Annotated in this window: 14 protein-coding genes; 10 read left to right on the forward strand and 4 right to left on the reverse strand. The window is 37.7% G+C overall.

From position 1 onward, the window contains the following. Both IJQ68_RS03810 and rnhB read left to right on the forward strand, forming a co-directional pair. Positions 1 to 1,074, forward strand: coding sequence for a rod shape-determining protein (locus IJQ68_RS03810; RefSeq protein ID WP_292797161.1), 1,074 nt, complete (start codon positions 1 to 3; stop codon positions 1,072 to 1,074). A gap of 41 nt (positions 1,075 to 1,115) precedes the next feature. Next, entirely contained in the window at positions 1,116 to 1,751 is a 636-nt protein-coding gene (gene rnhB, locus IJQ68_RS03815; protein WP_292797163.1) for a ribonuclease HII, read from the forward strand. A gap of 8 nt (positions 1,752 to 1,759) precedes the next feature. Here the strand turns inward: rnhB and IJQ68_RS03820 are convergent, their stop codons facing one another. Both IJQ68_RS03820 and IJQ68_RS03825 read right to left on the reverse strand, forming a co-directional pair. Further along, positions 1,760 to 2,146: a hypothetical protein gene (locus tag IJQ68_RS03820; protein WP_292797165.1), complete on the reverse strand. Its 387-nt coding sequence runs from the start codon at positions 2,144 to 2,146 to the stop codon at positions 1,760 to 1,762. After that, positions 2,139 to 2,795 carry a hypothetical protein gene (locus IJQ68_RS03825; RefSeq protein ID WP_292797167.1) on the reverse strand — a complete coding sequence of 219 codons (657 nt, stop codon included), beginning with the start codon at positions 2,793 to 2,795 and terminating at the stop codon, positions 2,139 to 2,141. The genes IJQ68_RS03820 and IJQ68_RS03825 overlap by 8 nt, the downstream gene beginning before the upstream one ends. A 925-nt stretch (positions 2,796 to 3,720) precedes the next feature. Here IJQ68_RS03825 and IJQ68_RS03830 point away from each other — a divergent pair. The 8 genes from IJQ68_RS03830 to atwA all read left to right on the forward strand — a co-directional run bounded on the left by IJQ68_RS03830 (position 3,721) and on the right by atwA (position 10,517). Beyond that, positions 3,721 to 4,560, forward strand: coding sequence for a MotA/TolQ/ExbB proton channel family protein (locus IJQ68_RS03830; RefSeq protein ID WP_292797170.1), 840 nt, complete (start codon positions 3,721 to 3,723; stop codon positions 4,558 to 4,560). Positions 4,561 to 4,569: 9 nt separating this feature from the next. Next, complete coding sequence (locus tag IJQ68_RS03835; RefSeq protein WP_292797172.1) at positions 4,570 to 4,977, forward strand: biopolymer transporter ExbD; 408 nt, start codon at positions 4,570 to 4,572, stop codon at positions 4,975 to 4,977. A gap of 16 nt (positions 4,978 to 4,993) precedes the next feature. After that, positions 4,994 to 5,620 (forward strand): IMP cyclohydrolase, encoded by a 627-nt coding sequence (locus IJQ68_RS03840; protein WP_292797174.1) that lies wholly within the window; start codon positions 4,994 to 4,996, stop codon positions 5,618 to 5,620. A gap of 20 nt (positions 5,621 to 5,640) precedes the next feature. Further along, positions 5,641 to 6,414, forward strand: a complete 774-nt coding sequence (locus IJQ68_RS03845) for a coenzyme F420-0:L-glutamate ligase (protein WP_292797176.1) — start codon at positions 5,641 to 5,643, stop codon at positions 6,412 to 6,414. 9 nt (positions 6,415 to 6,423) lie between these two features. After that, on the forward strand, positions 6,424 to 7,326 hold the full coding sequence (cofD, locus tag IJQ68_RS03850) for a 2-phospho-L-lactate transferase (RefSeq protein WP_292797178.1): 903 nt from the start codon (positions 6,424 to 6,426) through the stop codon (positions 7,324 to 7,326). 20 nt (positions 7,327 to 7,346) lie between these two features. Then, a complete protein-coding gene (locus IJQ68_RS03855; protein ID WP_292797190.1) occupies positions 7,347 to 8,108 on the forward strand; it encodes a GTP cyclohydrolase III in 762 nt (253 codons plus the stop codon). Positions 8,109 to 8,138: 30 nt separating this feature from the next. Then, on the forward strand, positions 8,139 to 8,849 hold the full coding sequence (locus tag IJQ68_RS03860) for an MJ0144 family RNA dihydrouridine synthase-like protein (protein ID WP_292797180.1): 711 nt from the start codon (positions 8,139 to 8,141) through the stop codon (positions 8,847 to 8,849). A 63-nt stretch (positions 8,850 to 8,912) separates the two neighbouring features. Beyond that, positions 8,913 to 10,517 (forward strand): methyl coenzyme M reductase system, component A2, encoded by a 1,605-nt coding sequence (gene atwA, locus IJQ68_RS03865; RefSeq protein ID WP_292797182.1) that lies wholly within the window; start codon positions 8,913 to 8,915, stop codon positions 10,515 to 10,517. A gap of 7 nt (positions 10,518 to 10,524) precedes the next feature. Here atwA and IJQ68_RS03870 read toward each other — a convergent pair whose 3' ends face one another. Further along, positions 10,525 to 11,190, reverse strand: coding sequence for a M48 family metallopeptidase (locus IJQ68_RS03870; protein ID WP_292797185.1), 666 nt, complete (start codon positions 11,188 to 11,190; stop codon positions 10,525 to 10,527). After that, positions 11,190 to 11,624, reverse strand: coding sequence for a hypothetical protein (locus IJQ68_RS03875; protein WP_292797187.1), 435 nt, complete (start codon positions 11,622 to 11,624; stop codon positions 11,190 to 11,192). Before IJQ68_RS03875 ends, IJQ68_RS03870 begins: the two co-directional genes overlap by 1 nt. Between the last annotated feature and the right edge of the window lie 702 nt (positions 11,625 to 12,326).

The raw sequence follows: 12,326 nt of genomic DNA on the forward strand, positions 1-12,326 counted from the left end.
ATGAATATTTTCGGAAACGATGAGGAAGAACTAGAAATTACTGATGCAAGAGTTATCAGTAACAGTTTAGGGATAGATTTAGGAACTTTAAACACTGTAATAGCAAAACCTTCAGGGGATAAATTTGATTTATACCAAATCCCATCTGTGGTTGCTGTCAAAAAAGACGACCCAAGCGAAGTGCTTGCAGTCGGAGAGGAAGCTAAAAAAATGCTTGGAAGAACTCCGGAAGACATTCTCGCCGTAAGGCCACTCAAAAAAGGAGTAATCGAAAACGTTGTACAGGCACAGGCTTTACTTATCAAAGCAATGCAGATAGGAATCAACGAAGGAGAAAGTGTTGGAAGAATCGTTATCGGTATTCCTGGTGATGCATCCGAAGTGGAAAAGAACGCTGCAGAAGAAATCGGAAGAAAAGCAGGCGCACAAAACATTCTCGTAATCAGCGAAGGTCTTGCAGCAGCAATCGGCGCAGGACTTCCTATCGCAGAACCTAACGGAACAATGGTCGTGGATATCGGTGCAGGTTCCACTGATATTGTAATCATCTCATTAGGCGGTATCAACGACATAGAAACCGTAAGACGCGGTGGAGATGACATCGACAACAAAATCGTCGAACTTGTAGCAGAAAGATACGATGTAGCAATTGGTATTCATGATGCAGAATCTGCAAAAATGGAAGTCGGAATGGTTCACTGTTCAGAACAGCTGGAAAACCTAAGCGTTGAAGTAATCGGAAAATCCCTTGAAACCAACAGACCTAAAAAAGTCGTCATCGACTCCATGCTCGTAGCAGATGCAGTTGAACCGTTCATGAAACAAATCGTCGACGGTTTAAACATCATCCTGGAAAGATTATCTCCGGAATTAATGATGGGCGTATACAACAACTCCGTTGCAGTCGGAGGAAGCTCAAGACTCAGAGGAATCAAACAGAGAATATTCGATGAAATCGCAATTCCAATCGAAATATCCGACGATCCTATGACTGTAGTTGCAAAAGGAACAGCTATTGTAGCAGCTGAACCTCTCGCATTAGAACCGGAAGTACGTTTAAGAGCTATGAAATAATTTTAATTAATTATTTCTTTTTTTACTTTTTTTTGATTTAAATGAATATTTTAGGCATTGATGAGGCAGGACGAGGTTCCGTTTTAGGTCCCCTGGTCATTGCAGGTGTTGTTATTGACAACCGCAAAGAGGCAATTCTCGACAATATGGGCGTCAAGGACTCAAAAAAGCTCACAGCCAAAAGAAGAGAAGTGCTGTCCCGAAAACTTAAAAAGATGTTTGAATGGGATACAGTAATCTATTCCGCCCAGGACATCGATGAGATGAGAGCAAATGGTGTAAACCTCAACGAAATTGAACGTAAAGGAATGCAGGAACTCCTGTTAAAGCTTGACTGCGACAAGGCCATAGTCGATGCGGTTGACGTAAAGCCACAAAGGTTTGAAGATAAGCTTAAAAGAGCAACAAAAGTTGACGTTACAGCCGAACACAAGGCAGACGACAAGTATATTGAAGTCAGCGCAGCATCAATCATTGCAAAACAGACCAGGGATGATGCAATTGCTGAAATCAACAAGTACTTTGAGGATGTCGGCGGAATCGGTTCAGGATATCCTTCAGATCCCACAACTAAAAAGTTTCTCTCAAATTACACATACAGCGAAATGCCGGGCTTTGTTAGAAAGTCATGGTCAACCGTTGCAAAGCTTAAGGATGTTCAGACAACACTGATCTGATTTTAAAACTATTCTGCAAAGACTTCGTCGTATTCGACATCCATGCCGATGCTTGTGTAGAAGTTATACATCATTTCATTTTCCGTCGGTGCATATGGACATTCTTCAAGAAATTTGGCAAATTCAATTACTTCGGGATCGTTTGTTCCTTTAATGCTTTTGTAGACTTCAGTTTCACTGTTTTCCATGTTTGTGAATTTCGGTTCTGTCGTTTCGCTGTCATCAAAGATTTCACTATATTCAACATCCATGCCTTCGCTTTTGTAGAAGTTATACATTATGTCCTTTGCTGTTGGGGTGTATGGACATCTTTCGAAAGCTCGGGCAAATCTGTGTACATTGGGATTGGTTATTATTTTTCTACAATGATAAATAGTGGTTTTTCTATTATTCATATTGATACTCCAGTTTGGTTAATTGTATATCACTTATGTTTTCATCATTTATATATTTTAATAATTCATAACCATATCGTAAATCTTGCATCTTATTGAACACACTTCCTTTTTTATAATGATTTATGCAAAATATGTAGGATACATCAAAAGCAATTTCCGAAGCTCTATTCATGTCTTCAATTAGATGTTCATGCAAACCTTTAGCTTTTAAAATCCAAAAATATTCTAATCCGGCAATCAGTTCATAATCATCAAAAGCACGTTTTAAAATTCCAAAATTTTTAGCTGATGGTGGAGATAGTATATTTTTTGGGTGATTATGTATTGATGCAACAGGGTTATTTTTAAATTCATTTTCATCAAAAGTAACAATAACTTCTTCTGATTTACCTTTTACACATTTAAGAATTTCACCCGTACAATAATCAAAATATAAAATCCATTCGTAATCTAATTGTCTAGTTTTTTCAATGAAATCAATGATGAGATTATATGTTTCATCACTAAATTCATCTGGTAAATTTTCTTTTTTAATTATTGGGGATTTATTATTTTTTAAAGTTTTATATTCCTTGAAATCCGAACCTATATTCAACATACTAACTACTAAAATACTCAATATTAAAATGATTTTTTTAATTTTCATGAATTCATATCTTGTTTAAACAACAAATAAATGTTTATTTAAGAATTAAAAAGTAAATCATTTAATAAATGATTTTTTTAGAGCAATTTGGTGGAGTTAAAGTAATAGTTTGCAATGAAATTATTTTTCACGGCTGATTATAATTTATTTTTTGAGGAAGATATTTTAAAATCAACATTATTTCTAAAATATAGAAATATTTAAATAGTATGTTTTTCTCAGGACAATTTTTCACGGTCAGAACAATTTTTCACGGTCAAATAATCCTTAAATTTAAATATTAGAATGAATAACATAATTTTGTAGGAGGTGATACTGCTATGGATGATGAAAAAATGAGACTCATTTCAGCAATCCTTATGTTAATCACAGCATTATTGGAATTGCTGAAATGCATATTATGGGATTAATTTCCCATAATAATTACTCATATTTTTCTTGTCTAATAGTATATAATACTTCCTACCATTTAATAAAAAAGAGTTGATTATATTGCTAAAATCATTATTAACATTAATTCAAATAATTTTGTGCATTATAATAATATTTTTAGGATATCGAAATAAGGAATATCTAAATATTCTAATTGGAGTATGTTTGCTGATAATATCATTTATCTAATAAGTACTAGAACACAGATCTTTAATGCAGAGATGAATTGCACGACGGGACACGAAATGCAGTTCATATTCTCTTCGGACTTATTTTAGTAATTTTTTCAAAGCAATTTCTATGAGTTAAAGTATTCTATAGGTTAATAACTATTGTTTATAATGACTTTAGTTGTGATGAGCGGCGAATCAGGTGCTATATGGGTTTTTTATCTGCTATTATCACTAATTTCTAAATAGCTATTTTTAAGTATAGGAATAAATATACTATTCTTATAAAGGATTATTTAATATAATTTTTATAGAGGATAAATATGATTATTGAGTATATCTCGCCAATTTTTGATGGAGTAATGGACATCTTTACCCAGGGGGGAATTATCACTTACATAATTCTTTTCATAGGTATCTACGGTCTTATTATTTCACTTAGAAAAATTGCGTATTTAAGAAAAATCAGTCGTGTTGACACCACTGAAATATTCGGTGTTGTCACTGCGTCTATGGAAAGAGGAGGGGCTGTAGAGGCTTTAAAGCAAATCAACCGGTTTAAAAACCCCGTGTCAAGAATCATTTCCGAGACATTAAAAATCGGATACAAGAACAAGACAGAAGTCGAGGAAAGTATGGAGCAGATCTTCATCGTTGAAGTCGCAAAAATGACAAAGGGATTAAACACTATCAAGACCATTACAGAGCTTGCTCCTTTCATTGGATTGATCGGTACCGTTATCGGTATCTGGATGACCTTCAAGTCCTTAGGGGTCAACCCTAACTCAGCTGCCATGGCTGAAGGTATTTACGTGGCACTCACCACCACCATCATGGGTCTTTTCGTTGTAATTATCTTATTGCCTATCTACACTTACATTCAGGGACTCATAGAAGCGGAAATGGATAAAATCGAGCTTGCTACAAAGATGACCAACTGGGGATTTGCTGTCGTTAAGGTTAGAGTCGAGGCTAACGTGGAATGCGCTGTTGCTGCGCTTCAGGAAGCTGAAGGTGTTGTAAACACCCGTCTCATTTCAGACCCTTACGCAAATATCAAGGTCTCATTCAAGCCAAGTATGTTGGACAAGAGTATTGCCAACATCATTTTAGAGAAATGTAATGTGAATGCAGAGATTACTGAGAGTAAACTGAGACAATAAGTGGTTATTATGGCAATTGACATTAAATCTTACAAGAAGAAGGTTTTGGGCGATACCAAACCGAATATTAATTTGGTTCCATTTATTGATATTCTGTTTACAATAATGATTTTTCTAGTTGTAACTAGTAACTTTTCAGCTGTCGACATGCCGACCGATGCTACTGACGGCGGAACTGGTAAGCCTAACGTAACTGACGTTTCGGGAGATGCTGAATATTATATTGTGCCTGTTGCTAATCTGCACAAGGTCACCGTCAACGGCGTGGACAAGTCCGATGCCATAAGCGGAAGTGCCGTAGGTGTTCTGGCGCAGGTTATGGATGAGGGACAGATATCGATCAGGCCGGGAGAGATTGTAATTACCACTCCTGCAGGAATTGATCCGAATAAGGCCGTTCAACGTCCAAACGTTTAATTAAAGAGGAGATTGTATGTATACTGGGAGGATATTATCAATTGGGATGAATAGTGATGGAAAACCGTTTGCTGCTTACAGGGTGTCAAGCAGGTCATTTCCTAACAGGCAATGCCTTAAATTCGACACAAGAGCAGCAATCGTTCCTAAGGAAGGTTTTGAAAAGGACATCTACGAAAACACATATATTACCTATAACTGTCTTCGTATTGTCCGTGACACCGCAATCGTGTCAAACGGGTCTCACACCGACGTGATTGCCGATAAGATTTCCTTGGGAATGAACATAAAAGATGCAATAGCATATTCCCTGCTTACAATGGATTATGAAAAGGACGATTATCATACTCCAAGGATTGCAGGTGTTGTGACATCCACAAATAAGAAGGATGAATACGGATGCTATGTCGGTATAGCAAACGACAAGAAACTGTTGGTCGAGCAGGTGCCTTACGGCGATGCAGTGTTCATATCAACTTACGGCAGTCAGGTTCATGACTCTGTAGAGTTCACAGCCAAAACCGCAAGTGAAGCTGCAAAATTTATTTTTGATGAAGGAACCTTTGCAAACTACAAAAAACCGGTAACCTCTTGCGCTACCGTTTTTGATGGAGAATGGACTATAGACGTTCATAATCCATAATTTTTTTATTTTTTTTTAAGATGATTACTATGCAGATTAATTTAACAGGCTTAGAAGGCATTCCCTTAGTTAAAGCAGGGGACAATATTGCCGAAATTATAAAAGATGCTATTTTACAGCAGGATTATGATTTAAAAGACGGGGACATTATTTTAATAGCCGAAACTCTGATTTCAAAAGCTGAAGGAAACATCGTAAGGATTGATGATATAACTCCATCTGAAAAGGCTTTTGAAGTGGCCGGGATATGCAAAAAGGACCCGAAACTTGTGGAGCTGATTTTGGAAAATTCAACTGAAATCGTTGAGGTCGGACCCAATTTCATCGTAACCGAAACCAAGCACGGCTTTGTGTGTGCAAATGCGGCAATTGACGAGTCAAATGTGGATGACGGTCTTGCAACTCCGGTTCCTGAAAATCCTGACGAGTCAGCATCAAAAATAAGGGAATTTCTGGAAGATGAATTCGACAAAAAACTGGCTGTTATCATAACCGACACCCAGGGAAGGGCATTCAGGGTAGGCGCCATCGGAACCGCAATAGGATGTAGTGGAATGAATCCCTTATGGGTAAGAATCGGCGAAAAGGATTTATATGGAAGAGAGCTTGAAACCACAGAAATCGCAAGTGCCGATGAGCTTGCAAGTGCAGCGTCACTTATTATGGGTCAGGCTGACGAGGGCCTTCCGGTTGTTATCATTTCAGGCTTTGCAGGATTCGATTACTTGAGAGATGAAAACTCAAACATCAAACCTCTGCTCAGGCCGAAGGAATTTGACGTATTCAGGAAATAAGTGATATTCATGATTACTGTTTTATCCGGAGGAACCGGTACTCCAAAGCTTCTGCAGGGAATAAAAGAAATCGTCAACCCCGAGGATTTGACCATAATCGTCAACACTCTTGAAAACGACTATTTTGCAGGAGTCTATGTTTCAGCAGACATCGACACGGTATTATACACAATGGCTGACATGATCAATGAGGAGACATGGTATGGTGTTAAGGGCGACACGTTCATCACTCACGAAAGGCTTGAAGAATTATCATGTCCGGAGCTGCTCAGAATTGGGGATATCGACAGAGCCACCAAAATACAGAAGACTCTTTTAATGCAAAAGCACTCTCTTCAGGAAAGTGTTGATATTCAGTCAAGACATATGGGTATAGCTTCAAAAATTATCCCGATGAGTAATGAAAACTCCGAAATCAAGATAGTCACAGACATAGGCGAGCTTGATTTTCATGACTTTTTGATAAAGCATCAGTCAGAACCGGAAGTTCTTGATGTGAAATTCTCAAAAGTCAAACCTGCCGAGGGCATAATCGATGCAATAAGAAATTCCGATGCAGTAATAATCGGACCGTCAAATCCGATAACATCAATATTACCGATACTCTCACTTGAAGGGGTAAAAGAGGCTTTAAAAGAAACTCAGGTAATAGCAGTTTCACCGATAATTGGAAACGATTCCGTTTCAGGGCCCGCTGCAAAATTTATGAAGGCAATGGGAATTGAAGTCTCATCACTTGGTGTTGCAAAATTATACAAAGATTTTTTAGATGTAATTGTAATTGACAGTCAGGATGAAAATATGAAAGATGCTTTAGGCGAAATTATTAATAAAGTAATAATTACAAATACTATAATGAATAGTTCAGATACCAAATTTAGTTTGGCCAAAAAAATTCTAGATGGTATCTGATGAAGTTAGGCGGTAATGCAATGATACAAATGACATTGATACAAATAGACAATTATGGTCCTTGGACAGTCACTCCAAGACCACGTACTGAATCAGATTTACAAATGTTACAGGCAAGCTTATTTGCAGATTTAAACAACCATTTTGGAAACAAAAAAGGTTTGGTTTTCTTCACAAGATTCGACAATCTGCTTGCAATCTCAAACGGTCTTGATGAAGAGGACCACCTCAGAATCCAAAGATCCATCAGAAACAGATACCCAATCACAGTAAGTATGGGTGTCGGAGCTGCTGAAACTCCTCACGAAGCCCAAAGACTGGCTACCGTAGCACTGCAGGAAAAAGGAGGAGCACAATCCTCACAAAGAAAAGAAATCCTGGCTATCGACAGTTTAGTGTCCGAGGAAGACAGCTACGTTCAGGCAGCACACATCGATATCAACAGCGTAACAGAAACCCTAACTGATATCGAATCAGCATTCGACACAAGCTTCATGGTCAACAAGGCCCAACATTACCTTATGACAAAACTCATTAAAAAAGGAGCATTATTGTTCTTCATAGGCGGAGACAACTTCATGGCACCGTGCAACGGACTCACCGAAGAGGAAATCAAGGAAATCCTTGTTGAAATCGATGATGAAATCGGAATCGGTCTTAAAGCAGGTATCGGAAGAGGCAAAAACGCTGAAGATGCAGCATATATGGCTGACATTGGTCTTGAAGAAATCCGTGACCGCAACAACGAACCTTGGACCTGGGTAATCGAAAAGGAATACTAGGGGGATTTAAAGATTAAAGTAGTTGCACCAATGGCCGGAATAACAGATGCGGAATTTTTGAATAAAGTTATTCCATACGGATTTGATGTAGTTACTTTAGGCGGATATAGCCTTGACGAAAAGACTATTGAAGCATCCCGAAAGATAATCGAAAGGGGAAGAAAGGAATTCCACTTTGAAATCGATGAGGTCATTCCCCACATTGAAAGTGAAGTAAATCTAATCAAAAATAAATATCCCGACATCCGAGTAAGCGCAAACGTGCGCTCAACTGTTCCCGAACCAATAATTGAAGCATCAAAAATAGAAAAACTTGATATAATAGAAATAAATTGTCATTGCCGTCAGGATGAAATAACAGCTATTGGTTGCGGCCAGGAGATGCTGAAAAGACCGGATCTTTCAGACTACATCTCCCAAATTGTTGATGGCGCCGAAAGCGAAGTGTCAGTCAAAATCCGTGCAAACGTCGAAGGGATAGACACTCTTGATATTGCGCACAAAATAGAGGATGCCGGAGCGGACTATCTGCACTTGGATGCAATGGATCCCAATGTGTTTGATGCCGACTGGAAATTGCTGAGAAATGTTTGCGGCAATACTGATATTAAAGTTATTGGAAACAATTCAATTGATTCTGCCGAAAAAATCCAAAAAATGTATGACTGCGGCGTTTATGGCTTTTCAATAGCCCGTGGAGTAATTTCCGGAAACCTAAATTTTAATATTGCTGATTTTTAAAACAAAAGTATTATTAATACTCAAAATTAAAACATTAATTATTTAAAAATAGGTGAGTTATCTATGAATTTTATAACACTCAAAAACATTACTAAATCATTTAATGGAGTAGATGTTTTAAAGGATATTAACTTGGAGATTGATGAAGGAGAGACTTTAGGTATTTTAGGACGTAGTGGTAGTGGTAAATCCGTTTTAATCAACATGCTCAGAGGTACACTCGATTACAAGCCTGATGGCGGTAAAGTACTGATTAATGTTGCCGTATGTCCTAACTGTCTGACAATCGAATCCCCATCCCATGACGGAGAAAAATGTTCCTGCGGATGCGAACTCTCAGTTCAGGAAGTGGATTTCTTCAACTGTGACAGAAAACTCTTCGCAGCTATTAAAAGAAGAATTTCCATCATGCTTCAACGTAACTTCGCATTATATGACGAAGAAACAGTTATTGAAAACGTCATGAGAGCTATGGGAGACGAAATAGATTACGAGGAAGGTCTCTACAAAGCTTTAGAATTATTGGAAATGGTTCAGATGAACCACCGTATCACACACATTGCACGTGACCTGAGTGGGGGAGAAAAACAAAGGGTTGTTCTTGCAAGACAGCTTGCTAAAGATCCTATGATGTTTCTGGCAGACGAACCAACAGGTACTCTTGACCCTCAGACTGCTGTAAAACTTCACAATACATTAAAAGAAGGCGTAAAGGATGAAGGAATCACAATGCTCATCACATCCCACTGGCCTGAAGTAATGACTGAGCTTGCAGATAAAGTTGTATGGTTTGAAAACGGTGAAATCAAAGAGGAAGGTGACCCTCAAACCATTGTGGACAACTTCATGGCTACCGTACCTGTTCCGGAAAAACCTGAAATCCCTGAATTCGGTGAACCTGAAGTGGTATTGGAAGACGTTAAAAAACATTACTATTCCATCGAAAGGGGAGTCATCAAAGCTGTTGACGGCGTTTCAATCACAATCAACAAGGAAGAGATTTTCGGTATAGTAGGTTTAAGCGGATCCGGTAAGACCACAACAACCAGAATGCTTATGGGACTGACAGATCCGAGCAGCGGTAAAATCGAAATCCGCTTGGGAGAAGACGAATGGGTCGATATGACTAAAGTAGGTCCTTTAAACCGTGGACGTATCATGCCTTATATAGGTCTGCTCCACCAGGAATACTCCTTATATCCTCACAGAACCATATTGGGTAACCTGACTGATGCTATCAGTCTTGAACTGCCTGCAGAGTTCGGTAAGATTAAGGCAATTGATGCACTGACCACAGTAGGATTCAGCAGCACAACTGCAGTAGGTATTTTGGATAAATATCCTGATGAGTTAAGTGTGGGGGAAAAGCACAGGGTAGCTCTTGCACAGGTGCTGATTAAGGAACCTAAACTCATTGTATTGGACGAGCCTACAGGTACAATGGATCCGGTCACTCGTGTAGTTGTTACAGATTCAATCCTAAAAGCACGTACTGACTTGGAACAGACATTCATTATCATTTCACACGATATGGACTTCGTATTGGATGTTTGTGACAGAGCCGCTTTAATGAGAGGAGGAAAACTATTGGATATAGGCACTCCTGAAGATATCGTTAAACAGCTCACACCAGACGAAAAAGAAGATATGCTTAAAAGGGAAGAATAATTCTCTTTTAGCTATTTAACATTTTTTTTATGTCCCTCCAGTTGGGACAGTTCTTATCCATCAGCATTTTAAAATTTTTCCCATGATTGAACTCTATGAGATGGCACAGCTCATGGATAAAGACGTATTCAAGACAGATTTTAGGCTTTTTTGCAAGGTTCAGGTTAAGTGTAATCACTCTGTTCTGCTTGCAGTTTCCCCAGTTCTTCATTTTACGGATTTTAACTTCCCGGGGCTTCACACCGACAATCCCGCAGCACTTGTCATAGATTTCATCAATCTCTCTGGATAATTCGAGGCGATAGAAATCTTCCAAAGTCTTCTGGCGCCTTTCCATTTTGCTTCTTTTGGAAACGGGCAGATAAATCGTGCCGTCCTTTAAAAATGCTCTTTTTATATTGTTTGCAATCAGCTGCAAATCATATTCCTCACCCCAGAGAGGATGCTTCTCGCCATTGACATATTTAAGTTTAGGCAGATAATTGCCGTTAGCTATCTTAAAGCGCTTTTCTATAATCCAGTCCATTCTTGAACGGATGAAATCAATTATCTGCTCGTCGCTTACATGGTATGGTGCGGAAATCTTAACAGTACCTTCAGGCGGAACAACACGAAGATACATGTTCTTGATGTTTTTCCTTTGGATGACAATGTCAATGTCGTTGATTTTCATTACTGTGCCTCAGGGTCAAAATTGAATAATTTAATAGATAATTTGAAAGCGAGAGGCCTTACAATGAAATTGACCAGACAGTATGCAACAAACCAGCGTATAGGCCAGGTCAGGAAGAAGATATCTGCAGGCAGGTTAGTGGTAACTCCGAATATCAGTGGTATGATAAAACTCATCTGCAGGCTTATGAAAAACGGCACAGGGTTGAAAAGGCCGGTTTTTTGACCAGGTTCAAATCCGAATACCTTAACGGCCAGTTTGAATCCTAAAGGATTGCAGATGAAATTAGCAAAAAAGTATGCTACAGGCCAACGTACAGGCCATAACGCCAAACATAACCATACAGGCATTCCCATCGGATATGAAAAGATTAAAGCCATGATTCCGCTCATAAAAAAACTAATAAAAAATGCGATTGGGTTCCATAATTTCATAGGTTAATATATGTGGTTATTATGTACTAGTAATTTTTGTTATTTTAGGTAATGCATTTGATTATCTATTTTTTTTAGCCATATGACGTGTTCAAAACTTTTTAATATTATGATATCAATATAATCAGATAGCATCTTTAGATGAGGATGCTATTACAAGCCAGATTTGTGTGTTGAATAGGGATGTGTCAAAATTTGTTAATTCAAATTTATCCTTATTCTTTTAATAAAAATTTTTGTGTTTTTAGAGTGGAAAAATTATAATTTTTCATGGCTATGTGTAAAAAAGGAAGCTATAAAACACATATTAAAGCTAATTATCATATAAATGGTCAATTTATTAAATTAGAAAATTTCGTATAAATCAAACTGTGCTTCCTATTTAACATCATAGATTGTTAACTCATTAGCAGGTTAATGGCCAACAATATGTAGTAACTTGCTAACATCAAATACGATAGTGCAAGTACTATATTTTCCACTACCATGTTTTTGTTCTCCAAGTGTTAATCGGAGTGTTTTTATTATAGTATATTACTAAAAGTTTTTACCATTTTTATTTTTTTTTCTGTCGAACGAATAGTGTTCAGATGCTCTCTTTGATTTTATTTATATATTTTATTTTAATTATATAATTATTGTAATTTATTTAGAGAATTTTTTTTGTTCTCTAAAAAAAAATATGTGTGTTAGATTAAATAA

It is taken from the genome of Methanobrevibacter sp., from assembly GCF_017447225.1.
In the GTDB taxonomy this organism is placed as follows: domain Archaea; phylum Methanobacteriota; class Methanobacteria; order Methanobacteriales; family Methanobacteriaceae; genus Methanocatella.

What these genes read in the sequence shown, in the direction of transcription:
- IJQ68_RS03840 (WP_292797174.1), top strand. Translation starts at nt 4,994, where the DNA reads ATGTATACTGGGAGGATATTATCAATTGGGATGAATAGTGATGGAAAA.
- rnhB (WP_292797163.1), top strand. Translation starts at nt 1,116, where the DNA reads ATGAATATTTTAGGCATTGATGAGGCAGGACGAGGTTCCGTTTTAGGT.
- cofD (WP_292797178.1), top strand. Translation starts at nt 6,424, where the DNA reads ATGATTACTGTTTTATCCGGAGGAACCGGTACTCCAAAGCTTCTGCAG.
- IJQ68_RS03855 (WP_292797190.1), top strand. Translation starts at nt 7,347, where the DNA reads ATGATACAAATGACATTGATACAAATAGACAATTATGGTCCTTGGACA.
- atwA (WP_292797182.1), top strand. Translation starts at nt 8,913, where the DNA reads ATGAATTTTATAACACTCAAAAACATTACTAAATCATTTAATGGAGTA.
- IJQ68_RS03830 (WP_292797170.1), top strand. Translation starts at nt 3,721, where the DNA reads ATGATTATTGAGTATATCTCGCCAATTTTTGATGGAGTAATGGACATC.
- IJQ68_RS03820 (WP_292797165.1), bottom strand. Translation starts at nt 2,146, where the DNA reads ATGAATAATAGAAAAACCACTATTTATCATTGTAGAAAAATAATAACC.
- IJQ68_RS03845 (WP_292797176.1), top strand. Translation starts at nt 5,641, where the DNA reads ATGATTACTATGCAGATTAATTTAACAGGCTTAGAAGGCATTCCCTTA.
- IJQ68_RS03810 (WP_292797161.1), top strand. Translation starts at nt 1, where the DNA reads ATGAATATTTTCGGAAACGATGAGGAAGAACTAGAAATTACTGATGCA.
- IJQ68_RS03835 (WP_292797172.1), top strand. Translation starts at nt 4,570, where the DNA reads ATGGCAATTGACATTAAATCTTACAAGAAGAAGGTTTTGGGCGATACC.
- IJQ68_RS03860 (WP_292797180.1), top strand. Translation starts at nt 8,139, where the DNA reads ATGGCCGGAATAACAGATGCGGAATTTTTGAATAAAGTTATTCCATAC.
- IJQ68_RS03875 (WP_292797187.1), bottom strand. Translation starts at nt 11,624, where the DNA reads ATGAAATTATGGAACCCAATCGCATTTTTTATTAGTTTTTTTATGAGC.
- IJQ68_RS03870 (WP_292797185.1), bottom strand. Translation starts at nt 11,190, where the DNA reads ATGAAAATCAACGACATTGACATTGTCATCCAAAGGAAAAACATCAAG.
- IJQ68_RS03825 (WP_292797167.1), bottom strand. Translation starts at nt 2,795, where the DNA reads ATGAAAATTAAAAAAATCATTTTAATATTGAGTATTTTAGTAGTTAGT.